Source organism: Vibrio sp. NH-7 (assembly GCF_053643215.1).
Window position 1 is genome coordinate 2,830,566 of the sequence record NZ_CM132187.1, and the last position, 26,998, is coordinate 2,857,563.

General features: G+C 47.8%; 23 protein-coding genes. 11 read left to right on the forward strand and 12 right to left on the reverse strand.

Annotation, left to right across the window (positions count from 1 at the left end; translation table 11 throughout):
• Positions 1–14 precede the first annotated feature (14 nt).
• From ppc to ACUALS_RS13180, 3 genes are all read left to right on the forward strand, one after another.
• Positions 15–2,651 carry a phosphoenolpyruvate carboxylase gene (gene ppc / locus ACUALS_RS13170; protein WP_454448502.1) on the forward strand — a complete coding sequence of 879 codons (2,637 nt, stop codon included), beginning with the start codon at positions 15–17 and terminating at the stop codon, positions 2,649–2,651.
• 445 nt (positions 2,652–3,096) lie between these two features.
• Complete coding sequence (locus ACUALS_RS13175) at positions 3,097–3,636, forward strand: PadR family transcriptional regulator (protein WP_038186710.1); 540 nt, start codon at positions 3,097–3,099, stop codon at positions 3,634–3,636.
• Between the two features lie 154 nt (positions 3,637–3,790).
• Positions 3,791–4,603, forward strand: coding sequence for a C13 family peptidase (locus ACUALS_RS13180; RefSeq protein WP_454448503.1), 813 nt, complete (start codon positions 3,791–3,793; stop codon positions 4,601–4,603).
• Positions 4,604–4,659: 56 nt separating this feature from the next.
• Here the strand turns inward: ACUALS_RS13180 and cysE are convergent, their stop codons facing one another.
• The 5 genes from cysE to epmA all read right to left on the reverse strand — a co-directional run bounded on the left by cysE (position 4,660) and on the right by epmA (position 8,920).
• On the reverse strand, positions 4,660–5,481 hold the full coding sequence (gene cysE / locus ACUALS_RS13185; protein WP_005474152.1) for a serine O-acetyltransferase: 822 nt from the start codon (positions 5,479–5,481) through the stop codon (positions 4,660–4,662).
• A gap of 63 nt (positions 5,482–5,544) precedes the next feature.
• Entirely contained in the window at positions 5,545–6,579 is a 1,035-nt protein-coding gene (gene gpsA / locus ACUALS_RS13190) for an NAD(P)H-dependent glycerol-3-phosphate dehydrogenase (RefSeq protein WP_005474156.1), read from the reverse strand.
• A 163-nt stretch (positions 6,580–6,742) separates the two neighbouring features.
• Positions 6,743–7,210 (reverse strand): protein-export chaperone SecB, encoded by a 468-nt coding sequence (gene secB, locus ACUALS_RS13195; RefSeq protein WP_005474178.1) that lies wholly within the window; start codon positions 7,208–7,210, stop codon positions 6,743–6,745.
• Positions 7,211–7,367: 157 nt separating this feature from the next.
• Complete coding sequence (locus tag ACUALS_RS13200) at positions 7,368–7,802, reverse strand: rhodanese-like domain-containing protein (protein ID WP_038141193.1); 435 nt, start codon at positions 7,800–7,802, stop codon at positions 7,368–7,370.
• A gap of 146 nt (positions 7,803–7,948) precedes the next feature.
• Positions 7,949–8,920, reverse strand: a complete 972-nt coding sequence (epmA, locus tag ACUALS_RS13205; RefSeq protein WP_454448504.1) for an elongation factor P--(R)-beta-lysine ligase — start codon at positions 8,918–8,920, stop codon at positions 7,949–7,951.
• 427 nt (positions 8,921–9,347) lie between these two features.
• On the opposite strand from epmA, the gene frdA reads away from it, so the two are divergent.
• From frdA to frdD, 4 genes are read left to right on the forward strand one after another with little or no spacing between them, the layout of a single operon-like run.
• Positions 9,348–11,165: a fumarate reductase (quinol) flavoprotein subunit gene (frdA, locus tag ACUALS_RS13210; RefSeq protein WP_038141189.1), complete on the forward strand. Its 1,818-nt coding sequence runs from the start codon at positions 9,348–9,350 to the stop codon at positions 11,163–11,165.
• Positions 11,165–11,929, forward strand: coding sequence for a succinate dehydrogenase/fumarate reductase iron-sulfur subunit (locus ACUALS_RS13215; RefSeq protein WP_454448505.1), 765 nt, complete (start codon positions 11,165–11,167; stop codon positions 11,927–11,929). The genes frdA and ACUALS_RS13215 overlap by 1 nt, the downstream gene beginning before the upstream one ends.
• Position 11,930: 1 nt before the next feature.
• Positions 11,931–12,314 (forward strand): fumarate reductase subunit FrdC, encoded by a 384-nt coding sequence (gene frdC, locus ACUALS_RS13220; RefSeq protein WP_334475589.1) that lies wholly within the window; start codon positions 11,931–11,933, stop codon positions 12,312–12,314.
• Between the two features lie 12 nt (positions 12,315–12,326).
• Entirely contained in the window at positions 12,327–12,704 is a 378-nt protein-coding gene (gene frdD / locus ACUALS_RS13225; protein ID WP_005474194.1) for a fumarate reductase subunit FrdD, read from the forward strand.
• Positions 12,705–12,789: 85 nt separating this feature from the next.
• Here frdD and ACUALS_RS13230 read toward each other — a convergent pair whose 3' ends face one another.
• The 6 genes from ACUALS_RS13230 to priA all read right to left on the reverse strand — a co-directional run bounded on the left by ACUALS_RS13230 (position 12,790) and on the right by priA (position 20,685).
• Entirely contained in the window at positions 12,790–14,193 is a 1,404-nt protein-coding gene (locus ACUALS_RS13230; protein WP_038141186.1) for an SPFH domain-containing protein, read from the reverse strand.
• A 225-nt stretch (positions 14,194–14,418) separates the two neighbouring features.
• Positions 14,419–15,753: an HslU--HslV peptidase ATPase subunit gene (gene hslU, locus ACUALS_RS13235; RefSeq protein WP_005474183.1), complete on the reverse strand. Its 1,335-nt coding sequence runs from the start codon at positions 15,751–15,753 to the stop codon at positions 14,419–14,421.
• 37 nt (positions 15,754–15,790) lie between these two features.
• Complete coding sequence (hslV, locus tag ACUALS_RS13240) at positions 15,791–16,336, reverse strand: ATP-dependent protease subunit HslV (protein ID WP_005474218.1); 546 nt, start codon at positions 16,334–16,336, stop codon at positions 15,791–15,793.
• Positions 16,337–16,464: 128 nt separating this feature from the next.
• Complete coding sequence (ftsN, locus tag ACUALS_RS13245) at positions 16,465–17,010, reverse strand: cell division protein FtsN (RefSeq protein WP_038186689.1); 546 nt, start codon at positions 17,008–17,010, stop codon at positions 16,465–16,467.
• A gap of 112 nt (positions 17,011–17,122) precedes the next feature.
• Positions 17,123–18,130 (reverse strand): DNA-binding transcriptional regulator CytR, encoded by a 1,008-nt coding sequence (gene cytR / locus ACUALS_RS13250; protein WP_038141259.1) that lies wholly within the window; start codon positions 18,128–18,130, stop codon positions 17,123–17,125.
• Between the two features lie 353 nt (positions 18,131–18,483).
• Complete coding sequence (gene priA / locus ACUALS_RS13255) at positions 18,484–20,685, reverse strand: primosomal protein N' (RefSeq protein ID WP_454448506.1); 2,202 nt, start codon at positions 20,683–20,685, stop codon at positions 18,484–18,486.
• A gap of 308 nt (positions 20,686–20,993) precedes the next feature.
• Between priA and rpmE the strand changes: the two genes are divergently transcribed.
• Positions 20,994–21,212, forward strand: coding sequence for a 50S ribosomal protein L31 (rpmE, locus tag ACUALS_RS13260; RefSeq protein WP_004743259.1), 219 nt, complete (start codon positions 20,994–20,996; stop codon positions 21,210–21,212).
• A 256-nt stretch (positions 21,213–21,468) separates the two neighbouring features.
• The gene (locus tag ACUALS_RS13265; protein WP_038141180.1) at positions 21,469–22,746 is read left to right on the forward strand and encodes a malic enzyme-like NAD(P)-binding protein; all 1,278 of its coding nucleotides are present in this window, start codon (positions 21,469–21,471) and stop codon (positions 22,744–22,746) included.
• Positions 22,747–22,874: 128 nt separating this feature from the next.
• Here ACUALS_RS13265 and metJ read toward each other — a convergent pair whose 3' ends face one another.
• Positions 22,875–23,195, reverse strand: a complete 321-nt coding sequence (gene metJ, locus ACUALS_RS13270) for a met regulon transcriptional regulator MetJ (protein WP_038141179.1) — start codon at positions 23,193–23,195, stop codon at positions 22,875–22,877.
• Between the two features lie 218 nt (positions 23,196–23,413).
• Between metJ and ACUALS_RS13275 the strand changes: the two genes are divergently transcribed.
• Together ACUALS_RS13275 and ACUALS_RS13280 are read left to right on the forward strand one after the other, a co-directional pair.
• Positions 23,414–24,580, forward strand: a complete 1,167-nt coding sequence (locus tag ACUALS_RS13275) for an O-succinylhomoserine (thiol)-lyase (RefSeq protein ID WP_038186686.1) — start codon at positions 23,414–23,416, stop codon at positions 24,578–24,580.
• Positions 24,580–26,991, forward strand: a complete 2,412-nt coding sequence (locus tag ACUALS_RS13280; protein ID WP_454448507.1) for a bifunctional aspartate kinase/homoserine dehydrogenase II — start codon at positions 24,580–24,582, stop codon at positions 26,989–26,991. Before ACUALS_RS13275 ends, ACUALS_RS13280 begins: the two co-directional genes overlap by 1 nt.
• The last annotated feature ends 7 nt before the right edge of the window (positions 26,992–26,998 follow it).

Sequence of the window (26,998 nt, forward strand, 5' to 3'; positions counted from 1 at the left end):
AAGGCAGGATGACAATGAACGAGAAATACTCTGCTCTGCGAAGCAATGTGAGCATGCTAGGACACTTGCTCGGTAACACCATCAAGGATGCACATGGTGAGGAACTTCTAGAGAAAGTAGAAACGATTCGTAAACTTTCCAAGTCCGCCCTAGCTGGTAATCAGGCTGATAGAGACAGCTTGATCGAGGAAATCAAAAACCTTCCAAATGAGCAGCTGACCCCTGTTGCCCATGCATTCAACCAATTCCTCAATCTGACCAACATGGCAGAGCAGTACCACACTATCTCTCGTCATTGTGATGCACACGTTTGTGAACCAGACGCTCTCAATACGTTTTTCTCTAAGTTGAGCCAAAACGACATCAGCAAGTTAGACACGGCTCAAGCAGTCCGTGAACTGAATATTGAACTTGTCCTGACCGCTCACCCAACAGAGATCACGCGTCGCACCATGATCAACAAGCTTGTTAAGATCAATGAGTGTCTATCTAAGCTTGAGCTCGGTGACCTGTCAGTCAAAGAACGAGCAAAAACAGAACGTCGCCTTGAGCAATTAATCGCTCAGAGCTGGCATTCCGATACCATTCGTAAGCAGCGCCCAACGCCTCTTGATGAAGCAAAATGGGGCTTTGCCGTTGTCGAAAACTCTCTGTGGGAAGCAGTACCAGATTTCTTGCGTGAGATGGATGGTCGTCTAAAGGATTATCTTGGTGAAGGGCTGCCGATTGATGCTCGCCCTGTACACTTCTCCTCTTGGATGGGCGGTGACCGAGATGGGAACCCATTCGTCACTCACACCGTCACTCGCGAAGTGATGCTTCTCTCACGCTGGAAAGCGGCCGATCTTTACCTCAACGATGTCAATGAGCTTGTTAGCGAGCTGTCGATGACCAAATGTAACGACACCATTCGCGCACTTGCCGGAGAAGACGAGCACGAACCTTATCGTGCGGTTCTAAAAGAGTTACGTAACCTGCTCAACGAAACCAAAGAGATTCTAGATGCGAAAGTCCACGGCCAAAAACTGGCGGTTAAGGCTCCTCTGCAGCGTATCGAACAACTTTGGGAGCCACTGTACGCGTGTTACCAATCGCTGCATGAATGTGGCATGGGCATCATCGCTGATGGCTCGCTGCTAGATACTCTTCGTCGCATTAAAGCGTTCGGAGTTCACCTCGTTCGCCTAGATATTCGCCAAGAAAGTACTCGCCACTCAGATGTGCTATCTGAGCTGACTCGCTACTTGGGTATTGGTGATTACGATCAGTGGAGCGAACAAGATAAGATTGCCTTCTTGACCAACGAATTGGCATCGAAACGCCCGCTTCTTCCCCGTGATTGGGAACCATCAGAGGCAGTCAAAGAAGTCCTGGATACCTGTAAGATTGTCGCCGCTCAGCCGCGTGAAGCTTTCGGTGCTTACGTCATCTCAATGGCACGCACAGCCTCTGACGTACTGGCAGTTCACCTGCTGCTTCAAGAGTCCGGTTGCCCATACCGTATGGACGTTTGTCCATTGTTTGAAACTCTAGACGATTTGAACAATGCGGAATCTGTAATCAAGCAACTGATGGGGATTGACCTCTACCGCGGATTTATCCAAAACCACCAGATGGTAATGATTGGCTACTCTGATTCAGCAAAAGACGCGGGTGTAATGTCGGCAGGCTGGGCTCAGTACCACGCGATGGATTCATTAGTGAAAGTGGCTGAAGAAGAAGGCGTGGAGCTTACCCTCTTCCACGGTCGTGGCGGTACAATTGGCCGCGGTGGTGCACCTGCTCATGCCGCGTTACTGTCTCAGCCACCGAAGAGCCTAAAAGGCGGCCTTCGCGTTACTGAGCAAGGTGAAATGATCCGCTTTAAACTGGGCCTACCCGATGTTGCGGTAAACAGTTTCAACCTGTACGCCAGCGCTATCTTGGAGGCGAACCTGCTACCGCCACCAGAGCCAAAACAAGAATGGCGTGACCTGATGGATGTACTGTCTGAAGTCAGCTGTGAAGCATACCGCAGCGTTGTACGTGGCGAGCCAGACTTTGTTCCATACTTCCGTCAAGCAACTCCAGAGCTCGAGTTAGGCAAACTACCGCTTGGCTCTCGCCCGGCAAAACGTAACCCTCAAGGCGGCGTAGAAAGCCTACGAGCGATTCCGTGGATCTTCTCGTGGAGCCAAAACCGTCTGGTGCTGCCTGCATGGTTGGGCGCGGGTGAAGCTATTCAGTACTCGGTCGACAAAGGTCACCAAGCGCTGCTTGAGGAGATGTGTCGCGAGTGGCCGTTCTTCTCAACTCGTCTAGGCATGTTAGAGATGGTCTACACCAAGTGTAACATCGAGATCTCTCGCTACTACGATGAGCGTCTCGTCGATCCTAAACTTCAGCCTCTGGGTGATCGTCTACGTGACCAGCTTAAGAAAGACATCAAAGCGGTGCTTAACGTAGAGAACAACGAAAACTTGATGCAAAGCGATCCGTGGGGACAAGAGTCGATTCGCCTACGTAATATCTACGTTGAGCCTTTGAACATGCTTCAAGCAGAGCTTCTGTACCGCACTCGTCAGAGTGAAGAAGCATCGACAGAAGAGCTTGAAGAAGCGCTAATGGTCACCATTGCGGGTATTGCTGCAGGTATGCGTAACACTGGTTAGTGTCCATTTCCACTCTATGCAAAGGGTTAGCTGAAAGGCTAGCCCTTTTTTATTCTTCGCTATTGGTTAATAGATAAACAGCAAAAACACTAACAAAAGAAGACTTTTATAACCAATAAAAAGAATTATAAACCGAATTTTTCAATTATTGAGAAAATTATCAGTTTTTTGGTATATTTTGTCCTTCTATTCTACTTTATGCTTATTATTTAGATATACTACTCGTCCTCTGTATGTATATAACAATTCTTAACATACAGTTTCTTCGACTCCTTCGTGATTCGATCTAGGTGATAAACGGCTTTTTTAAGGTGACATGGCCAACATATGTTGGCGCTGCTTAAAGATTACCTCATACGGTATTCCACTGATTATTAAGTGCCATAGAAGCACAACAGTAGCTAAGCAGTCGTATTTGAGTTTATTGACCATTTGGATTGAAGACATGTCATTACCACACGTTATTCTGACAGTACTGAGCACACGCGATGCTACTGGCTACGATATCACCAAAGAATTTTCAGCAACCATCGGCTACTTCTGGAAAGCTAGCCACCAGCAAGTCTATCGTGAGCTTAACAAAATGGCTCAAAACGAGCTTGTAACTTGCGTATTAGAACCTCAAGAAGGCAAACCTGATCGTAAGGTTTACTCCATCACAGACGCGGGTCGCACAGCGCTTGGTGAATGGTTCGACCAACCAACTGCGCACCCAACAGTGCGTGATGAATTCTCAGCAAAACTCATGGCGTGTGCCGTTCAACCATCGGCGCCATACCGAGTTCAGCTAGCAGAGCTGGTTGAGGAGTCTCGCAAACTCGTTGCGCATTACCAAGAAATTGAAAGTGCGTACTACTCAACACCATCTACTTTGGACAAGCAGCAACGTCTAGAGCGCTTAACATTGCGCCGCAATCTTCTGGTTCGCCAAGCTTGGATTGAGTGGGCAGACGAAGTACTCAGCGAGCTTGCAGAGCTAGGCTAATTACCGCGCTATTCCATACAAGCCGAATCCACGGATTCGGCTTTTTAGTGCCTGCCATTTTGAGTTCCGTCGTAACTTTATAAAAGCAAAAGGAATTGTGTGCAAAACCACGTCACTATATGCCCTTCTATGTGACTAAAGGACATTTCCCCTGATGACGAGACCAACCTCCAAGCTCATTGCGAACCTATTTCTTTGTCTGATACTCAGTGGATGCGTTAACCAAGCGCTGCTGGATGCGCAGCCAGCATTGGTCACAGCGCAAAGCACGAATCTCACCCCGCAGTCCCCTGATAAGGTTGAGATGTATTTTGTGGGCTTTGCTGCGGACTCTTCCCAGAACGTATTCATGAAAGAAGTCAGTTATGTCCAGCAGCTATTTGATCAACGGTTTGAAACCGAAGGGCGCTCGCTACTACTGATCAACAATCGCCAGACTCAAAATGATTACCCAATGGCGACATCAGACAACTTGTCCGCAACCCTCACCGCTATTGGCCAGCAAATGGATGTCGACAACGATATTCTGTTTCTTTACCTCTCTGGGCATGGTGAATTTCGCTTTGGCTTGAATGTGAGTTTTGGGCCAAATCACAACGAAACCATTTCGCCTAAAGAGCTCAAGACGATGTTAGACAACTCAGGGATCAAATGGCGAGTGGTTGTAGTTTCAGCCTGCTTCTCTGGCAACTTCGTGAGTCAGCTTGCCGATTTAAATACTCTAGTCATTAGCGCCTCCGATCATAACCACCCCTCGTTTGGATGCACCAATACCGCAGAATTCACCTTCTTTGGTGAAGCCTTCTTCAAAAATAATCTGACAAGAACACACTCCTTTTTCCAGGCTTTTCTCGCGGCCAAAGAAGAAGTCACACTGAGAGAAACCAAGCTCGGTTTTGATAACTCGAACCCATTGTACCAAAGTGCTAAACCAATCGATGACCAGCTGTCTTTGATGGACCTGTGAAACAAAAAAGCCAGCTAGATAACTAGCTGGCTTCTTAGATGATCATTTTCAAAGGGCTATATCCCGTCGCCACCAATAAAGCTTTGGGATTTACCATTGAATTGTTGGTCCATATCCAATGACGGCTTATCGGTTTTTGGTCTACCGACAATCTTGGCAGGCACCCCCGCCACGGTCGTATGAGCAGGCACGGGTTGCAATACTACGGAGCAAGAACCAATCTTAGCACCCTCACCGACCTCGATGTTACCGAGAATTTTCGCCCCAGCACCAATCATCACGCCTTCACGAATTTTCGGGTGACGATCCCCGCACTCTTTACCTGTACCGCCAAGTGTCACATCTTGAAGGATGGAGACATCATTCTCCACCACAGCGGTTTCACCAATCACAATACCCGTTGCATGGTCTAACATGATGCCACGGCCAATGCGCGCTGCTGGGTGAATATCCACCTGACAAGCCACCGAGATTTGGTTTTGAAGATACGTCGCAAGAGCGACTCGACCTTGCTTCCAAAGCCAGTTAGCAACGCGATACCCTTGCAGCGCGTGATAGCCTTTCAAATAGAGTAATGGCATTGAGTACATTGCGACCGCTGGATCTCGGTTTACCGTCGCGCAAATGTCACACGCTGCGGCTTCGGTAATCTTTGGATCGGCATTAAACGCCTCTTCAACGACTTCACGTACCGCCATAGCCGGCATTGAAGCAGTATTGAGCTTGTTGGCAAGAATGTAGCTCAACGCCGACGCTAAGCTGTCGTGTTTAATGATCGTGGCATGATAAAAGCTCGCAAGCATAGGCTCTTGCTCCGAGAGCTCTCTTGCTTCACGAACAATCGCTTGCCAAACGTTCTTTTTTTCGCAATGTTTCATGTGCTTTCCTAGTATCCAATCCTTGTTGCTAGATACGATCTTTCTTCTAGTAGCTGGGTAGCCTTATGCCTCTGCCTTCTTATCGCGAGCAAGAAGATCCTTCGCAGCGAGTCGCGCATCCTTTCCTTGATACAATACTTGATAGATTTGATCAACAATTGGCATCTCAACGCCCATGCGTTCAGCCAACAAAAACACTTCTTTGGTATTGCGATAGCCTTCAACCACCTGACCAATTTCATTCTGTGCCGTATCCACATCCTTGCCTTGACCTAAAGCCAAACCAAAGCGGCGGTTACGTGATTGGTTATCTGTACAAGTCAGTACCAGATCGCCAAGACCCGCCATGCCCATAAACGTTTCCGCTTGTGCACCTAGAGCAGCTCCCAAGCGGCTCATTTCCGCGAGACCACGGGTAATTAATGCGGTACGAGCGTTCGCGCCAAAACCAATGCCATCTGACATACCCGCGCCAATCGCAATCACGTTCTTCACCGCGCCGCCCAACTGCATGCCAGTAAAGTCACTGTTTGCGTACACTCGGAATGTTTTACTGCAATGAATTTTTTCTTGGAGATCGGCAACAAACTCGGCATCTGGTGAAGCTACTGAGATAGCCGTCGGCATACCCATCGCTAACTCTTTCGCAAACGTCGGGCCAGATAACACTGCCAGTGAGTAGCCTTCCCCTAGCGCGTCGTAAGCCACATCTTTTAACAAACGACCCGTTTCTGGCTCCAACCCTTTCGTTGCCCAGCAGATGCGCGTATCGTCGCGCAGGAAAGGCTTCACACTGTTCAATACAATACCAAACACATGGCTCGGTACGACAACCAAAAGGTCACGGCTAGACTGAACCGCTTTTTCTAGATCAGACTCAACGATTAAACTCTCTGGAAAATCAATACCAGGTAGAAACTCATGGTTAGCGCGATCGGCTTCCAAACGCGCCATGTGTTCTGGCTCGTGCCCCCAGATTACGATGTTCGCACCGTTGCGAGCCAACGAGATTGCGAGCGAAGTGCCGTATGACCCCGCTCCAAGAACCACCATTGAAATCTCTTTACCGTAGGCATTGTTGGTATTTTTATCTGTCATTGTTCCGCCTGATTGTCGTGTAAGTGACTAGAATCCAGTTGTCATCGCCTTGATGAGTAAGACGCTGAAAACTCCACTCTACTTAAAGAAAAAATGCACAGCGCATCAACATGAAGATACTCTGTGCATTTGATTCCCGCTCTGTAAAAACAGAGTCAGTCAATTAAGCTTCCGCTTGGCCTTCCGCCTGAGCTTGTTGCTGTAGGTAGTTCATAAACAGTGCATCAAAGTTAACTGGTGCAAGGTTTAGTTGTGGGAACGTACCTTTAACAACTAGGCTAGAAATCGTTTCACGAGCGTATGGGAATAGAATGTTTGGACAGAACGCACCTAGACAGTGAGCTAGTTGACCCGCTTCCATTTTCTCTGCTGTGAAAATACCGCCTTGCTGTACTTCACATAGGAACGCTGTCTCTTCTGCATTTTTCACAGTAACAGTCAAACGAAGCACAACTTCGTAAACACCTTCACCCAGTTCACGGCTTTGCGTGTCTAGATCCAGTTTCACATCTGGGTTCCACTCTTTTTGGAACATGTCTGGTGAATTTGGCGCTTCGAAAGAAACGTCTTTTAGGAAGATACGTTGAATTGCGAAGTTTTGAGCTTCTTGTTGCGGTGCTGCTTCAGCCATTATAAAAATCCTTTAATCTTGAATTATGAGTCTGTTTCGAGACTAACTGAGAGTGCTTACGCTGACTAGGTTTCCACGCTATTTCGTGGGAGTCTTCACATCTCTCAGCGATAAACGCTGACTTTTCAATCAACGCTCCAAGCATTCGTTGTGTAAATTACTTCTTACCTTTAACCAAAGGTAGGTTTGCTTCATTCCAAGCAATAAGACCATTCTTAAGCAAGTTCACTTTTTCAAAGCCTGCTTTCGCTAGAAGGTTAGCGCTCTCTTGCGCCGTTTGACCTGTCTTGCATACTACGATGATTGGGTCACCTTTGCGGTTTTCAAGGCTACCAAAGTTACCTGCTTTAATATCAGACGGCAAAATGTGAACTGCATCGGTAATATGACCTTTGCGGAACTCATCTTTCGCACGAATATCAACCACAACGCCATTCTCACGGTTCATCAGGGTGGTCACTTCGTTGGCAGTGATTTCTTTGTAGGCTGCTGTCGCAGACTTAACGATGTTCATGATAAGGGCGACCAAAAGACCTACCCATACCAGAGATAGAATCATGTTCTCTTGAAAAAATGCGATGTACTCTTGCATGTCCTGTGCTCTTCGATGATAGAGCTGCCACTTCAAATATGAAGGCTATAGCAGCTCTAGACTAAAATTCAGATTGGGAGTATAGCGAGGTTAAGGTGCCTAAGCGAGCCAAATGCACGCACAATCCCCATCTGTTGCGTATTTCGTCACGCTCTTGGGAATGGGAAAGCAGTCACCTGATCAATGTGATCACAGCCGATCGCCAGCATAATCAGGCGATCAACGCCCAGTGCGACGCCTGCGCACTCTGGAAGCCCTGACTCCAAAGCAGCGATCAGGTGATGATCAATCGGTTGAGGCTCCAGCCCCATCTCAACACGCTTAGCGTTGTCTTGCTCAAAACGTTTCAACTGCTCTTTGGGGTTATCAAGCTCATGGAAGCCGTTTGCCAGTTCAATCCCTTTAAAGTAGACCTCAAAACGATCGGCGACTCTTGGATCCTGTCGATTTATTTTCGCCAAAGCGGCTTGGGAGGCTGGGAAATCATAAACAAATGCCGGAGTCTTTTGGCCTATCTTAGCTTCGACACCGATGCTAAATAGCAATTGAAGTAGGGTATCGCGATCGTCTTCAGGCTCTGCAATATCACTCAGTCCCAACTTGGCCGCCACCGCTTTGAGTTCCTGCATCGAACCTTCTAACGGGCACACACCAAGTACGTCCATGAAAGCTTGCTGGTAAGTCATTCGCTCAGCAGCGCCACACTTCAATACCCGTTGCAGTAGGTGGTCCATCTCATCCATTAACTGGTGATGGTCAAAGCCAACTCGGTACCACTCGAGCATAGTGAATTCGGGATTGTGGTAACGACCATTCTCCTCATTACGAAATGCTTTATTGATCTGATAGATACAACCACTACCCGCCGCCAAGAGACGCTTCATATGGAACTCAGGGCTCGTCATAAAATAGAGCTTACTGCCATCGGCGTAACCTGGACCAACAAACTCCGTTTGGAACGTGTGTAAGTGAACATCGGTCACCGTCGCATGGCTCATTGCGGGTGTATCAACTTCCAATACATCACGCTCTAGGAAAAACTGACGGATCTGGTTTAACAAATGCGCACGTTGACGCAATTGTTCTACCGAAGCGGTGGGCTGCCAATCTTGGTTCATAGGAACTCTCTTTAGATGTTTGATGGCGGCAAAGTATCAATTTTGTTCTTCTTTGCCTAGTGAATGCCATTTTACCGACTTAGCCCCCTCAAAGCAGCTTTAAAATGGGCGAAGCTGAAGCAAGCATTTTGCGTATTACAGCTCAAAAAACATCCGTCGCAACACGAACTATCCATGCCTGTAATGTCACGCAACAGCCGTTTAACAAAGTTCCTCGCAAGCCAAAAAGTCATAAAATCCTTTGCCGTGATTGCAGTCACATAACCTGCAAAATTTATGCTCTTACATGCATTAGTGGAGCAAAAACCTGATTACATCAATTTTTCTGAAAAAAAGCTCTTCTACACTAACCCTACCACTTTTGGGGAGTAACCCCATTTTATTATAACAAGCGGATATTTCCGCAATTTCACACTGGAGGATAACTGTGCAAACTATCACCACAGATATCGCAGTGATCGGCGCAGGCGGCGCTGGTCTTCGCACTGCTATTGCAGCAGCTGAAGCAAACCCTGACTTAGAAGTTGCTCTGATTTCTAAAGTGTACCCGATGCGTTCTCACACGGTCGCTGCAGAAGGTGGCTCAGCCGCAGTTATCAAGGATGAAGACAGCTTAGACAACCATTTCAACGATACCGTTGGCGGTGGTGACTGGCTTTGTGAACAGGATGTCGTTGAGTACTTCGTAAAGAATGCAACTCGTGAAATGATTCAAATGGAACAGTGGGGCTGTCCATGGAGCCGTAAAGAAAACGGTGAAGTGAACGTTCGCCGTTTCGGTGGCATGAAAGTCGAACGTACTTGGTTCGCTGCCGACAAAACTGGCTTCCACATGCTTCATACCCTATTCCAGACGTCGATGAAGTACGACAACATCAAACGTTTTGATGAGTATTTTGTTGTGGATCTGCTTGTTGATGAAGGTGAGGTTCAAGGCCTGATCGCGATTCACATGTCAGAGGGTGAATTAGTGACCATCAAAGCAAAATCCGTTGTATTGGCAACAGGTGGCGCAGGTCGCGTTTACCACTGTAACACCAACGGCGGCATCGTAACGGGCGACGGCATGGCGATGGCTTACCGCCACGGCGTTCCTCTACGTGATATGGAATTCGTTCAGTATCACCCAACGGGTCTTCCTGGCACAGGTATCCTGATGACTGAAGGTTGTCGTGGTGAAGGCGGTATCATCGTTAACAAAGATGGCTATCGTTACCTACAAGACTACGGCATGGGCCCTGAGACTCCAGTGGGTCAACCTAAAAACAAATACATGGAACTGGGTCCTCGAGACAAAGTTTCGCAAGCTTTCTGGCACGAACAACAGAAAGGCAACACCATCAAACACCCTCTTGGTGATGTGGTGCATCTAGACCTTCGCCACCTAGGTGAAGAGTACCTACAAGAGCGTCTCCCGTTTATCTGTGAGCTAGCGAAAGCTTACGTGAACGTTGACCCTGCAAAAGAGCCAATTCCAATTCGCCCAACGGTTCACTACACCATGGGTGGTATTGAAACCAACGGCGAATGTGAAACTCGCATCAAAGGTCTATTCGCAGTCGGTGAATGTGCCTCTGTGGGTCTTCACGGTGCAAACCGTCTTGGTTCTAACTCGCTGGCTGAGTTCGTAGTATTCGGTCGCGTAGCGGGTGAGCAGGCAGTGAAACGTGCAGCAGAATTCAAAGGCTGGAACGAAGAGTCAATTGCAGCTCAAGTGAAAGCAGTTGAAGAGCGCATTGCCGCACTGATGAACCAAGAAGGCGATGAAAACTGGGCAACCATCCGCACTGAAATGGGTCACACCATGGAAGCAGGTTGTGGTATCTACCGCCAAGAAGATCTAATGCAAGCAACGATTGAAAAAATCACTGAGCTGAAAGAGCGTTACAAGCGCATTAGCATCAAAGACAAAGGCAAGGTGTTCAACACAGACCTTCTTTACGCTATCGAAGTCGGTTACGGCCTAGAGGTGGCAGAAGCGATGGTTCACTCTGCAATCTTGCGTAAAGAGTCACGTGGTGCGCACCAGCGTCTAGACGATGGTTGTACAGAGCGTGACGACGTGAACTTCCTGAAACACTCTCTCGCATTCTTCAAAGAAGACTCTGCACCAAGTATCGACTACAGCGATGTGACGATTACTAAGTCACAACCAAAAGCACGTCTATACGGTGAAGCAGCAGAGAAAGCCGCTGCAGAAGAAGCAGCGCAAGCGGCAGAGAAGCAGGCAGAGGAGCAAGCATAATGTCAGCAAATCGCATCCAAAAAGTAGAAGTTCTGCGTTATGACCCAGAGAAAGACGCAGAACCGCATTTTCAAACCTTTGAAGTGCCATTTGATGAAACCATGTCAACGCTTGATGCGCTTGGCTACATCAAAGACAACCTAGACAAAGACCTGTCTTACCGCTGGTCTTGTCGTATGGCGATCTGTGGTTCCTGCGGCATTATGGTCGACGGCGTGCCTAAACTTGCGTGTAAGAGCTTCCTACGTGATTACCCAAATGGCGTGAAGATCGAGCCACTAGCAAACTTCCCAATTGAGAAAGATTTGATCGTTGATATGACGCCGTTTATCGAGCGCCTAGAAGCCATCAAACCTTACATCATTGGTAACGACCGTAAACCAGAAGACGGCACAAACCTACAAACACCTGAGCAAATGGCGAAGTACAAGCAGTTTGCTGGCTGTATCAACTGTGGTCTGTGCTACGCAGCCTGTCCTCAGTTCGGTTTGAACCCTGAGTTCATCGGTCCTGCTGCCCTCACTCTGGCACACCGTTACAACCTAGACAGCCGTGATAACGGTAAAGCTGAGCGCATGGCGTTAATCAATGGTGAGAATGGTGCCTGGGGCTGTACCTTCGTCGGTTACTGTTCTGAAGTGTGTCCGAAAAACGTAGACCCAGCAGCAGCGGTAAACCAAGGCAAAGTAGAGTCTTCAATGGACTTTGTTATCTCCATGTTCAAGCCTGATGGCACTCCAACAAAAACAGCAGAGGAGGCGTAAGATGAGTAACCGTAAACCTTACGTTCGTGAAGTAAAACGTACATGGTGGAAAGATCATCCGTTTTACCGCTTCTACATGCTGCGTGAAGCAACCGTACTGCCTTTGGTGCTATTTACTTTGTTCCTGACATTTGGTCTTGGCGCACTAGTAAAAGGCCCAGAAGCATGGCAAACCTGGCTCAGCTTTATGGCTAACCCTGTGGTAGTTGCGATTAACATCGTGGCTCTGTTAGGTAGCCTCCTGCACGCACAAACCTTCTTCAGCATGATGCCTCAGGTGATGCCGATTCGCTTGAAAGGTAAGCCAGTCGATAAGAAGATCATTGTTCTGACTCAATGGGCTGCTGTCGCTTTCATCTCACTTGTCGTCTTGGTCATCGTGTAAGGAGCTTTAACAATGAAACCAAATTTTTCAGTAGATAGAGCACCAAAGCGTTCTGATGAGCCAATCTGGTGGGGGCTATTTGGCGCAGGTGGTACCTGGTTTGCAATGATCACCCCTGTTACGATTTTAGTGCTGGGTATTTTGGTACCTTTAGGCGTCATCAATGCTGATGCACTGAGTTATGAGCGTGTGTCTGAGTTTGCCACCAGCATCATTGGTGCACTGTTCATTATCGGTACACTCGCACTGCCAATGTGGCATGCCATGCACCGTGTACACCACGGTATGCACGACCTTAAGTTCCATACTGGTGTCGTTGGCAAAGTGGCGTGTTACGCGTTTGCAGGTTTAATTTCTGCCCTAGCGGTAATCTTTATCTTTATGATTTAAGAGACAAGCTAAAATCAAAAAGAGGCTGATAGATACTATCAGCCTCTTTTTTCATACCTTCTCGAGCTTTAGGTTACCCATGTACCTATTGCTGGGTCACCTTCTTTGTTTGGTCCATAAGCCCCAGAGCGCCAAAGCCAGTGATTACGTCCAAGTTGGTTTTTAAGCCTGTTTCATCACTACCACCGATGTAGTTTTGCGGCATCTGAACTTGGAAGTTCTGCAAATTACTATACAAGGAGTTCGCCACATCGCGATTTAGCTCCGCCAAGTACACTTCACGGTTAGCGCCCAGTGCAGCGTACTTCGCTTTTAGAACTTCTGCTTCCGCTCGACCTTTTTCAAGTATCGCTTTGGCTTCAAATTCTGCCGATAGCGCGTTAGCTTTTTGGATGGCTAGGTTGGCTTCTGCTATCGCGAGCTCTTTCTCTTTTTCTACCTCTGCTAGGCGTTTGGTTTTTTCAACTTCAACGATCTCACGCTCTGCAATTTGCCTCGCTACTTCAACTTCTTTCTGCTGAGAAATGATCGCCAGTTCCTTCTGACGCTGAGCGTCTTGTACTTCACGAGTTCGCTGGATCTCTTTTCGCAACTGCTCAGTTTCCGCTTGAGCTTTCGACGTCTCTTGCTCCTGAATTGCACGGATACGGTCGGCAACCAAACGCTTCTTGTCCGCTAATAGCTGATCAAGCTGCTTCTCTGGCTGAGGGTCGCCAATGGTTACCTGAGTCACTTGGATGCCATACTGCTGCAGAGGGTTATCTTGACGAATCGGTTGACCACTTGAGTCCACAACAGGCACGGTTTTCCAGACCAGTTGGTTGGTGCGTTGCAACTGATTAGCATTCGATTGATCAACCCCTACAGGTGCAAGATCTAGCTGTTCGACTTCAACCTGACGACGCTCTGTAGTGTAGATACCATCACGCAGTTGATCGCCAAGCTTAGATTTAAACTGGTTCAGCCCACCCTGAAAGAACTCTTCACCAGTGTATTGAGTTGCAGTAATCACCGTCACGTTACGCGCATTTTTCACCAGCAAGGCATCAATTAAGTTGCTGTTGTTGCGAAACTCTCGGTGCATTTTCTTCACTGCTTCTGGATCATTACTCAGTTTGAAGCGAAATGTCACCGGGATTTGACCAATATAAGTATCGGCAAAACGCACTTGCACGGGATCAAGACGTTGATAAAAGTCTTCCCCTTTGCTGTTGCCGAATGAAACCGTAATCACCTGATCATACTGAGTGATTTTGGAAAGAAACGGCATTCTGAAGTGAATTCCAGGCTCGGTGAATACATCCAGTTCACCGGTGATGTTGTTTTGATGCACGTAACTGTAACCCGCGTCAGTCATCAAAACAGAGCTATTAATCGTTAAACCCAATGCGAGCAGCGGCACACCAAATACCGCGGCTTTTATTCCTCGGTGTAGCATCTGGCGACGCTGTTCGACTTTCGTTGTCTGTCCTAAGCCAATATCGTTCATTCTAATTCTCCTATACGTTGAATGAGTCCTCTTAAAACCAAACAAAAACAGAATGTTATAGAGACTCGCTTCAACGACGTTAAATGTAACAAAACATTTAACTTAGGAATAATCGAAAGATTCACATTAATTGCATGTTTTTTCCGAAATATACACAAATCTTATTTATGAGCCGCAGATACAAAAACGCCGACCCCAAGGTCGGCGCTTTCAATGCTTCAGTGATTAAAGAATAAAGCGGCTTAGATCTTCATCTTCAATGGTATCGCCCAGTTTAGCTTTCACGTAGTCAGCGTCGATTGTTAGCTTAGAGCCTGATTTATCCGTTGCTTCAAACGAGATCTCATCCATCAAGCGTTCCATTACCGTGTGCAAGCGACGAGCGCCAATATTTTCCGTGGTTTCGTTAACCGTCCACGCCGCTTCAGCGATTTGCGTGATGCCGTCTTCAGTAAACTCGATATCAACATCTTCGGTCTTCATTAGCGCAACGTATTGCTCTGTTAGAGACGCTTTAGGCTCCGTCAAAATACGTTTGAAGTCATTGCTTGAAAGCGCTTCAAGTTCAACACGAATAGGCAAACGACCTTGCAGCTCTGGAATCAAATCTGATGGCTTCGCCACTTGGAACGCACCTGATGCTACAAATAGGATGTGGTCTGTTTTCACCATGCCGTGCTTGGTAGACACTGTGCTACCTTCGATTAGAGGCAGTAAGTCACGCTGTACACCTTCACGAGATACGTCAGGGCCTGAGCTTTCACCGCGCTTACAGATCTTGTCGATTTCATCAATGAAGACGATGCCGTTGTTCTCAACGTTAAAGATTGCCTGCTCTTTTAGCTCTTCCTGGTTGACCAATTTTGCCGCTTCTTCTTCCGTCAAAGCTTTGAATGCATCTTTGATTTTAAGCTTGCGCTTCTTCTTAGTGTCACCCGCGAGGTTTTGGAACATGCCTTGAAGCTGATTCGTCATCTCTTCCATGCCCGGAGGCGCCATGATTTCCACGCCCATTTGCGGCGCAGCCACATCAATTTCAATCTCTTTGTCGTCGAGCTTGCCTTCACGTAGCTTCTTACGGAAGATTTGACGAGTGTTTGATGAGCTTTCATCTTGCTGCTCATTCTGACCCCAAGCATCACGCGCTGGCGGCAGTAGCGCGTCAAGAATACGCTCTTCGGCCTGTTCTTCAGCACGGAATTTTACTTTTTCCATCGCTTGCTGGTGCGTCATTTTGATTGCTACGTCTGTCAGATCGCGGATGATGGTTTCCACTTCCTTACCTACGTAGCCAACTTCGGTAAACTTCGTCGCTTCAACCTTGATGAAAGGCGCATTGGCCAGTTTCGCCAGACGACGAGCAATCTCTGTTTTACCGACACCGGTTGGACCAATCATTAGGATGTTCTTCGGTGTCACTTCTACACGCAAGCTTTCTTCCAATTGCATACGACGCCAGCGGTTACGCAGCGCAATCGCAACTGAGCGTTTCGCGTTTTCTTGACCAATGATATGGCGGTTGAGTTCATGAACAATTTCGCGAGGAGTCATTTCAGACATAATCAGTTTCCTTAAATTTGTTTGCCACTATCTTTGGTTATTCAGCGATTTTCTCAGCTGGAATTTCTAGTTCTTCAATAGTGTGGTGATGGTTAGTGAATACACAGATATCACCGGCAATTTTCAGTGATTTCTCTGCGATTTCACGCGCATCTAATTCAGTATTTTCAAGCAGAGCCGTTGCCGCGGCTTGAGCAAAGTTGCCCCCTGAACCAATCGCAATCAGGTCGTTTTCAGGCTGAACGACATCACCGTTACCCGTAATGATAAGTGATGCTGTTTCGTCAGCCACCGCTAGCAAAGCTTCTAACTTACGAAGTGCGCGATCACTACGCCAATCTTTTGCCAGCTCCACTGCTGCTTTGGTCAAGTGACCTTGATGCATCTGCAGCTTACTTTCAAACTTTTCAAACAGCGTGAAGGCATCAGCCGTGCCACCAGCAAAGCCCGCTAGAACTTTGTTGTTATAGAGGCGACGCACTTTGCGCGCATTGCCCTTCATTACTGTGTTACCTAGAGATACTTGTCCATCACCAGCGATGACGACTTTGTTATTACGACGTACAGATACAATGGTAGTCACGAGTAGGGCCTCATAGTTGTTTTAATCTCAGTGTTAAAGATTATATGAGGCTACCCAAAGAGGAATTCAAGGGAACAACCTTGAGATAGAAATGAAAAACGAACCCCGAGAGGTTCGTTTTTTGTGTTTTACTGTGCTTCTTTCCAAATCGCGCAAGGCTCGATCTTAGCGCGTTGAAGTTTGTGCTTATCTCGCTCTGCATCACGCTTAAATTTGTAAGGCCCTAGTACCACGCGATACCAACTGCTGCCCTCTTTTTTGCGGATTTTGCTATTGATACCCTGAAATGCGATATCCAGTTTGCGTGCTTCCGCTTGCTGAGCGTTTTTGTACGCACCACACTGCATGATGTAAGGGATTTCGGAAACCACTTGCTCCTTCGCTTGCACTTCCACTTCGCGGTTTGGCAAGCTTTCAACGTAATCCCATTTCTCTTCAGGAGGAGGAGGTAACGTCGCTTTTGGTTTCGGCTTTGGCTTAGGTTTTGTTTCGACAACAGGTGCTGGCGGTTCAGGATCTGTGCTTAGGGTATACAAGCCATAACCAAAGACAGACACCAGTAGAATGGCGATAAGTCCACTACGCCAGGGTTTTCGACGGGGAGCCGCTTGTTTGCGTGTAGGTTTACGCCCACTGCTGCCTCGGCCACGTTTTACATAATCTTTGTTTGCCACTGTTGTACATCAATCATAGGTGAGCCACTGCCGATATGGTAATGCAGATTGCCAAACGATGACAGAGGGGAAATGGAAGCGGCGCAGCAAAATACGCCGCTTTTGGGTGTCGTTACAGTACTCTTGGTGGCGCCGCGCTCTCTCTCACCACAAGATTCGTCTCGAGCAGCCTTGAACCAGCACGTACATCATGCCCTCGAAGCAGCTCAAGCATCATCAACATGGCTTGGCGCCCAATCTCATACCTTGGCTGAGAAATCGTGGTTAGCGGCGGATCGCAATACTGGGCGAACTGAATGTCATCGAAGCCAACGACAGACAAATCTTGTGGGACCCGTAGCCCTAACTTCTTCGCTTCTTGGATCGCGCCAATGGCCATCGCATCATTGTGACAGAATACCGCGGTAGGCGGCTCTTTGAGCGCAAGTAGTTGGCGAACCGCCTTTGCACCCGCTTCAAAGGTAAAGTCTCCATTAGTGCAGTAGTTGGCGTTCATGGTGATGCCCGCACGACGCAGCGCTTGTTGATAACCTTGATGGCGGAACTGACACAAAACCGCGGATTCTGGACCGGAAATTTGTGCGACACGTTTGTGCCCCATTTGCGTCAAATAGTTCACCGCCTCAAACGCCGATGTTAAGTTGTCGATATGAACTGTAGGAAGCTCTAGCTCAGGTGCAAATTCACATGCCATCACCATCGGAGGCAGGTTTTTTTGCTCTGGCTTACTGACATCAAAAGGAAGGTCGGTACCAAGTAGCAACATGCCATCTGCCTGCTTGGTAAAGACGAGATTCACAAATGAGCTTTCACGTTTTTTCTGTTGGCCGCTGTCGCCAAGTAAAACGATGTAGCCATGTTCCATTGCTGCGTCTTCGATTCCACGGATGATTTCTGTGTAATAGGGGTCACAGATGTCTGGAATGATAGCAATGATGGTTTTGGACTCATTGCGACGCAAATTACGCGCTAAAGAGTTCGGTGAGTATCCAGCTTCTAGAACTGCATCTTCTACTCGTTTCCTGGTAGCAGAAGACACTTTTTCGGGATTCATCAACGCACGAGAAACCGTCGCTGTCGAAACGCCTGCTAGCTGGGCAACATCCTTCATTGTCGCCATAAAAATTTTACCCTCTTCAATTTCCAACATTGGTAGCGCGGTGCCACCTAAACCTTGTTGAGTCACATCCTCTCGTTCTGATTGTCGGGAGTGACGATGATGAGCTAAAGCTCATTCTTATGGTTCATTTGCACGAAGCAAACGATTAACTTGCCGCGATATCGTGGGCATAGTCAAGTAATACTTGGTCTAGTTTATTCATTTCGTCATTCAAAGTTACGGGAGATTTAACAAAACGAGCAGCTCAAACAAGATCTCAATCACAAATAAATGAAAAACATGCAAATCATTAATCTTGCAGCAACTAATTCATCCAATATTAATAACGCAAGCGAATGAATCCCACAAAAGGACTAGCTGAGATCTTGCGGTTCAATATCCAAAGTCCAACGCACTTTTTTCGCGCTAGGCAGCATTTGAATGACAGGCTTGGCGCTCGACAGTAATTTTTGCATTGTAGAGCGTTGCTGGGTTTGCAGTAGCAAGTGCCAACGGTATTTACCTGCACGCTTGGCCAAGGGGGCGGGCGTCGGTCCTAACACTTGGCAACCATCATCAAACAGCGGATGAGCCTCTAGGGTGTGACGGACTTGACGTAAAAAGTCCTCGACCAATGGGCTTTGATTGGCCTCAGCTCGAAACAAGGTAAGGAATGTATACGGCGGTAGCATCGCCAGTTTGCGCTCTTGAAGCGCGGTCTCTGCAAAATGACGATAGCTCTTGGTTAGTAGCGCCTGCAATAAACTATGTTCAGGGTGGTGGGTTTGCAGCACAACTTCCCCAGGTTTACTCGCGCGCCCTGCACGGCCAGCAACTTGAATGAATAGCTGAGCTAAACGTTCAGAAGCGCGAAAATCACTGCTGTAGAGGGAGCCGTCAACATCCAACAGCCCGACTAACGTGACATCGGGGAAGTGATGCCCTTTAGCAAGCATCTGGGTTCCAATCAGGATCTGATACTCACCATTTCGGATCGCAGAGAGCGCGGACTCAAGGCTCCCTTTTCTGCGAGTGCTGTCTCTATCAATCCGTATCGCTTTGTAATCTGGAAATAGCTGAGCGAGTTGTGCTTCTAATTGCTCAGTTCCGACACCGACCGTCACCAAGTGCGTCGAGCCACATCCTTGACACTGGTGAATAATGGGTTGCTGAGATCCGCAGTGGTGGCAACGAATCTCATTACTGTACTGGTGGTAGGTATAGTAGGCATCACAGCGTTTACATTCTGCAATCCAACCACATTCGTGGCACATAAGAGCCGGAGAGAAGCCACGTCGGTTAAGAAACAGCATCACTTGATTGCCAGCCTGTAAGTGCTTACGCATTTCGGCAATCAAAGGCGCAGAGATACCACTCTCTAAGTACAATCCTTTGATATCTAGTACTTTGTTGGTGGTTGGCGTCGCATTACCCGCACGCTTAGAGAGGATCAAATGGTGATACTTGCCTTGCAGTGCGTTGTGGAGCGTTTCCAGCGCAGGGGTCGCAGAGCCAAGCACAATGGGAATCTGCTCTTTGTTCGCTCTCATAACCGCAACATCCCGAGCATGGTAGCGGAGACTGTCTTGCTGTTTATACGAAGCGTCATGCTCTTCATCAACGATGATAATGCCCAAGTTGTGAAACGGCGTGAGTAGTGCTGACCGAGTACCAATAACAATCCCCGCCGCGTTGTCTCGAGCCGACAGCCACGCGTTCAATCTTTCGCTATCATTCAATCCTGAGTGAATCACTTCAACAGGAACCGTGAAACGCTTTTTGAATCGATTGATGGTTTGAGGAGTAAGGCCAATTTCCGGAACCAGGACTAACGCCTGCTTTCCTTTCTCAAGTACAGGTTTTATCAAGTTGAGATACACTTCGGTTTTACCTGACCCCGTTACCCCTTCCAGCAAAAAGCAACCAAAGCCATCTGTACTATTGACGGTCGCAATCGCCACCGCTTGTTCAGTGTTGAGCTTCGGCTTCTCAACAGACGCTTCAACGTCTTGGCTCCAATCTCGAATAACGGGTTTGCGCTCAATCGATTCTATCCACCCTTTCTCACTTAACGTTTTTAGAACGCTAGAACTGATGTCTTGATCAATAAACGCCTGGTGAGGAACAGGTCCAAGCTCGAGCATGTGCATCACTTTCGCCTGTTGTACTGCTCGACCAAACCCCTGCATGAATTGGTCACGCCCCAGCGACGTCAGTTGCCACTCCACCAGCGCGGCAAAATCGGCAGGCTTGCCCTTTCTTAAGGCACTCGGCATAGCATTAAGTAAGGTATCGCCCAGCGGGTACTGATAGAACTGGCTACACCAATGCAACAAAGAGTAAAGCGTATCTGACCATACAGGTTGGCTATCAAGTACTTGTTTGATCGGTTTGAGCTTATCAACCCCAAATTCCGACTCATTCACCAACGCGGTAACCACACCAACCAGAGTTTGTCGACCAAACGGCACCGACACTCGTCCGCCGATAATCGGAAACGCATGTGAAGGGATCTGATAATCAAACTGTTTGTCCAGTGGAACAGGTAACGCCACTCGCGCAATCGTTGGTCGCATAATAGCCATTAAAGAAGTGTAAAGTGAGACCAAACCAGTGTAAGGGAAAAGGTCAAAAGTAGAAAGAGACGGGATTTGTTGACCAAAACTTGGCTTGAGTGAATACCAACAAGTGCCTTTGCCATATTCGGCTAAAAAAGTAGCACTTTTCTCTGTAAACGGGTTGATTCAGAGAGATGGATTCATTACTATAGCGCGCCTTAGAGATATGGCTCGCCAATGGCAGCGGTATCCAAGCTATTTTTTAACTACGTGTGGTGTCCGGCTAAGATTCGGATAGCGACACGGCCTATATTAGAGGTTCTCCCATGAAAGCTGGTATCCACCCAGAGTACAAAGCTGTTAAAGCAACATGTTCTTGTGGCAACTCTTTTGAGTTCAACTCAACTCTAGCTAAAGAGTCAATCCACCTAGACGTATGTGACAAATGTCACCCATTCTACACTGGTAAGCAACGTATCGTTGATACAGGCGGCCGTGTTGATCGCTTCAACAAGCGTTTCGGTGCTCTATCAAGCAAGAAGTAATCACTTCTTAGCCGAATCTAAAAAGGACGCCCTGGCGTCCTTTTTTGTTTTCCACGTTCAGAAAAGTCTCTATTAACGCAGTGTATTGCTTCATCAATATTGAGAATTCCTAGCGACATCTCTATTCATCTGGTCTAATCTCCAGTGAATTGACACCTTTTGGCGTTACAGGTCGCATTCTGACCTTTGCAGCTTGACTTAGTTACTCTAGAATGGATTCCCCCTTTCCAAACATTAATAACGAGTACCTACACCTATGTCATCTGACAATCACCAAGAACTATCCCCTGAAGAACAATTCCGTCAACAGGCGTTGGATTACCATGCTTACCCAACAGCCGGTAAGATCTCTGTTGAACTTACCAAACCTGCGGAGACCGCAACTGACCTCGCGTTAGCATACAGCCCAGGTGTAGCGGAGCCCGTTCGTGAGATCGCGCAAAACCCAGACAATGTTTACAAATATACGTCTAAAGGCAACATGGTTGCGGTTATTTCAAACGGTACTGCGATTCTTGGTCTAGGTAACTTAGGTCCGCTGGCCTCAAAACCAGTCATGGAAGGTAAATCACTGCTATTTAAACGCTTCGCTGGTTTGGACTCGATTGATATTGAAGTCAAACACCGCACTATTGAAGAGTTCGTTGACACTGTCGCTAACATTGCTGACACCTTTGGTGGTATTAACCTAGAAGACATCAAAGCACCGGATTGCTTCGAAATTGAAAAGCAACTGATTGAACGTTGTGATGTTCCTGTTTTCCACGACGACCAACACGGTACTGCAATTGTTACTGCGGCGGGCATGCTTAACGCGATCGAGCTACAAGGTAAAAAGCTAGAAGAGGCGACGATCGTTTGTTTGGGCGCAGGTGCTGCCGCTGTAGCTTGTATGGAGCTACTGATCAAATGTGGCGCGATGCGTGAAAAGATTTATATGCTTGACCGTAAGGGGGTCATTCATACTCGTCGTGACGACCTAAATGAGTACAAGCAGCTATTCGCCAACAATACAGATAAACGCACGCTTGAAGATGTGATCGAAGGCGCGGACCTGTTCTTAGGTGTATCTGGTCCTAACCTACTTCCGGCGGAGGCTCTAAAGCTGATGGCCGACAAACCTGTTGTGTTTGCTTGTTCTAACCCTGATCCAGAGATCAAGCCGGAACTGGCACATGAAGTGCGTGATGACCTCATCATGGGTACGGGCCGCTCTGACTATCCAAACCAAGTGAACAACGTTCTTTGCTTCCCATTCATCTTCCGTGGTGCATTGGATGTTCGCGCAAGTGAAATCAATGATGAAATGAAACTTGCAGCGGTTGATGCGATTCGTCAACTGGCAAAAGAAGAAGTGCCGGCAGAAGTCCTTAAAGCTGCGGGCGTAGACCACTTAGAGTTTGGACCAAGCTACATCATTCCAAAACCAATGGATGCTCGCCTACTACCTCGCGTTGCTAAAGCTGTGGCACAAGCGGCCGTTGACTCTGGCGTTGCACGTATCGATATGCCTGAAGGCTACATGGAAGCGTAATCGTCACGCCTCTGAAAACCAAAAGCCGCTAACCTAAAGTCAGCGGCTTTTTAGTATCTGAAACAAATCGACGACAGCAAATTAAGAGGTGCGTTTGTTACCAATTATGGACTAACCAAGGCGTGTTTTTATTCTTCGTCAAACGCTTCGTACTCGATCCCCATTTCTTCCATCAGTTTTTTCACTTCTGCAGGGATATCATCTGGGCGATCTTTTCGTAAATCTTCATCCGTTGGTAGTGGCTGACCGGTATAGGCATGCAAAAATGCTTCACACAATAGCTCACTGTTTGTTGCATGGCGTAGGTTATTAATCTGACGACGAGTACGCTCATCCGTTAATACCTTCAATACTTTCAATGGAATAGAAACCGTGATCTTCTTTACTTGTTCGCTTTTCTTTCCATGCTCAGCGTATGGGCTTATGTATTCGCCATTCCAGTCTGCCATTGCGCACCTTAATTCATTTTTATGTTTAGTTGAGTAAAGCGCAATTTTAGCGGTATTTATAGCCACAAGCAAAGACATATAGACGTCTAGAAGTGTTGACGTCTCTAAAAATGAGAAGTAAAGTGGTGAGATATGGAGATGGAATAACATATATCTAACATCCATCAGGTATATCGTATTCCCTACAAGTTGTCACCACTGTTCGAAAGGAAACACTTATGAGCGCCCATAAGCCAGCCACCATTGCCGTACGTACTGGTATTGAATCAGATACTCAACACCACGCTGTTGTTCCCCCTATTTACCTCTCGACAAACTATGGCTTTCCAGCCTTTGGTGAAGTTCCTCAGTATGACTATACCCGCTCCGGCAACCCGAACCGAGGTTTGCTTGAAACTGCATTGTTTGAGTTAGAGTCAGGCAAAGGCGCGGTAGTGACAAATTGTGGCACCTCTGCGCTCAACTTATGGGTGTCTGCATTTTTGGGCCCAGATGACCTCATCATCGCGCCTCATGACTGCTACGGTGGCACATACCGTTTATTCAACACGCGCTCACTGAAAGGTGACTTCAAAGTGCAGTTTGTTGATCAATCGGACGAGCAAGCACTCGATGCCGCCATTGCGCTAAAACCGAAACTCATCCTGATTGAAACCCCTTCCAACCCTTTAGTGCGCGTGGTCGATATCGCAAAAGTATGCGCCAAAGCAAAACAGGTTGGTGCGCTCGTCGGTGTCGACAATACCTTTTTAACACCAGTGTTCCAAAAGCCTCTCGAATTAGGCGCAGACTTCGTTATTCACTCAACCACCAAGTACATTAATGGCCACTCAGATGTCATTGGTGGCGTGGTCGTTACTAAAACCGAGCAACATGCAGAGGAGCTTGCTTGGTGGGGCAACTGTATCGGCGCGACAGGTACTCCATTTGACAGTTATATGACCCTACGTGGCATACGCACCTTAGGGGCTCGCATGAAGGTGCATGAAGAAAGTTCGGCGCAAATCCTTGAGTACCTCAAAAACCAAGACCTTGTTGGAGCCATTTATCATCCGAGTCTTCCGGATCATCCAGGACACGAAATAGCGAAACGACAGCAGTCTGGCTTTGGCTCTATGCTCAGCTTTGAGTTTGCAGGAAGCTTTGAGCAGCTCAAACACTTCGTTGGCCAGCTCGAACTCTTCTCACTAGCCGAGTCTTTGGGTGGCGTAGAGAGTTTGATCTGCCACCCAGCTTCGATGACACACAGAGCGATGGGTGAAGAGGCGCTTGCAGAAGCGGGAGTCACTCATCAGTTGCTCCGCTTGTCAGTCGGTTTAGAAGATGCCGGTGACCTAATTGCAGACTTAGACCGCGCCTTTAATCAAACCAAGGAGGCATGCTAATGACTGCTTCTCGTCAGCTGCATAAATTTGGCGGCAGTAGCCTCGCCGATCCCGAATGTTACCGCCGCGTAGTCACCATCTTAAAAGAGTACTCCAACAGCGAAGACCTGATTGTCGTCTCTGCAGCAGGAAAAACCACCAACCGACTGATCGAGTTCCTTGAATCCCTCAACAAAGATGGTCGACTAGCGCATGAAGTGCTGCAAAGCCTCCGCCAGTTCCAAACTTCCTTGATTGAAGAGTTGATCACATCGGAAGAACAAGACGCCTTGTTGGCAATACTTCATGATGAGTTTTCAACATTAGGCGATTTGACCGCACCACTCACTGACGCGGAGAAAGCGGCGGTACTTGGCCACGGTGAAGTATGGTCATCACGTCTCCTAGCGGCGCTCCTTAACCAAAGCGACCTAAACGCCGTTGCACAAGATGCTCGCGCCTTCTTACGAGCAGAGATAGGGACTCAACCAGAAGTCGACAGAGGTGCGTCATACCCGCTATTAAAGGAAGTGTTGGTACAGCATGCTCATCACCGAGTGGTGATTACAGGCTTTATGGCGCAAGATAACCACGGCCAAACCGTGCTGCTTGGTCGAAATGGCTCCGATTACTCCGCAACCGTCATCGGGGCACTGGCTGAAGTCAGCCGCGTGACTATCTGGAGTGATGTTGCAGGGGTATACAGCGCGGATCCACGTATAGTGAGTGATGCATGTTTACTGCCATTACTCAGACTAGATGAAGCCAGTGAACTCGCTCGTCTCGCTGCCCCTGTCTTGCATAGCAGAACGCTACAACCCGTCGCTCAAAGCGCAATGGATCTGCATCTTCGCTGTAGCTACGAGCCAGAGTCGGGGTCAACTCGCATAGAGCGTGTATTGGCTTCTGGTCGAGGAGCAAAAATCATCTCCTCGCTTAGTGAAGTACTGCTTATCCAACTCAATTTTTCTGCGGGTCATGATTTTTATCGACTCGAAAAAGAAGTCCTTTCAGGCCTGAAACGCGCTCAGCTTGAGCCATTGACATACGAGGTTCAACACGATCAGCATACTCTGCGCCTTGCTTACACCGCAGAAATTGCCGGCGGTGCACTAGAGCACCTGCAAGATGCCGCAATCGAAGCGGAAATTAAACTAAAGGAAGGCTTCTCATTGGTCGCAGCAGTAGGTGCGGGAGTGACCAAAAACGCCAACCACTGCTATGGTTTCTATCAAAAACTGAAATCCTCGCCTGTTGAATTTGTTTCTGAATCTCAATCTGGCTTGAGCTTGGTCGCCGTTTTACGCAAAGCCGACACTACTCCGCTAGTAAAAGCTATTCACAGCCAGTTGTTCCAAGCTCAAAAACGCGTTGGCATCGCCCTGTGTGGCAAAGGGAATATAGGTTCAAGTTGGCTAACCCTATTTGCTGAACAAAAAACCGAACTAGAGAAGCGCCGCGGTATGAACTTTGAGTTAGTTGCTGTCATCGACAGCCAAACATATTGGTTCGACCCGCAAGGTATTGACGCCGCAACTGTGAGTGCCCGCTTTGACGATGAAGCCACCGAGTATCAACCTGGAGAGTGGATTACCAAGCTTGGTTCGATTCAAGGTTACGATGATGTCGTCGTCTTGGATGTCACCGCAAGCAAAGAGCTGGCAAGCCAATATTTGAAAATTGCAGAGCAAGGTATGCATCTAATATCGGCGAACAAAGTCTCGGGTTCGGCTTCAAGCAAATATTATCATCAAGTCCAAGATGCCTTCGCAAAGATAAATCGCCATTGGCTATACAACGCAACTGTCGGAGCAGGACTTCCTATCAACCACACAGTGCGTGATTTGCGAGAAAGTGGGGATGACATCCAGGCACTATCAGGAATCTTCTCTGGAACACTCTCATGGCTTTTCCAGCAGTATGATGGTTCGGTGCCTTTTGCCGAGTTAGTTGATTTAGCCTGGCAACAAGGCCTTACCGAGCCCGACCCACGCAACGACCTTGATGGTTCGGATGTTATGCGCAAACTGGTAATCCTTGCCCGTGAAGCAGGGTTAGCCATAGAGCCAGAAGCCGTCAAGGTCGAAAGTCTAGTTCCTGAAGAGTTGGCAGCGCTCTCACTCGATGACTTTCTAGACAAGAGCCAACTGCTCAGTGAGCTACTTGCGGAACGACTCAAGAAAGCACAGCGTGAAGATAAGGTGCTTCGTTACGTTGCCCGTCTCGAGAAAAATGGCCAAGCGAGCGTTGGCGTCGAAGCATTAAGCAAAGAACATGCACTGGCTAATCTACTGCCATGTGACAACATTTTCGCGATTGAGAGCAAATGGTACAAAGACAACCCACTCGTTATCCGTGGACCAGGCGCAGGAAGAGAAGTGACCTCTGGCGCGATTCAATCGGATCTCAATCTACTTTCTAGCCTCCTTTAAACCTATC